Origin of the sequence: Lysobacter sp. TAB13, from assembly GCF_052113885.1 — a bacterium.
Lineage (GTDB): Bacteria > Pseudomonadota > Gammaproteobacteria > Xanthomonadales > Xanthomonadaceae > Lysobacter > Lysobacter gummosus.
On record NZ_JBFRDR010000411.1, the window covers coordinates 1 to 359 of the forward strand.

Sequence of the window (359 nt, forward strand, 5' to 3'; positions counted from 1 at the left end):
CCCAGACCGCGTTCTTCAGTGTCGTCGAGTTCACCGAGATCAACGGCACGTCAGGCGATGACAGCCTGACCGGGACCGAATGCGCCGACCTGATCGACGGCCGCGACGGCAACGACGGGATCGATGGCCGCGGCGGCTCGGACATCCTGCATGGCGGCGCCGGCAACGACTTCATCCGCGGCGGCGCCGGCCATGACCTGATCTATGCCGGCCGCGGCAACGACATCGTCTATGGCGGCACCGGCAACGACACGATCTATGGCGGCGGCGGCAACGACCRGCTCTTCGGCGAGGATGGCGACGACGTCATCTACGGCGATGCCGGCGATGACATCATCATCGGCGGCAAGGGCAACGAC

Annotated in this window: 1 protein-coding gene; it reads left to right on the top strand. The window is 66.8% G+C overall.

Annotation, left to right across the window (positions count from 1 at the left end; genetic code table 11):
• Positions 1–359 (top strand): calcium-binding protein (locus AB4Y92_RS26745; RefSeq protein WP_441822371.1); only part of this gene is annotated, 359 nt, incomplete at both ends.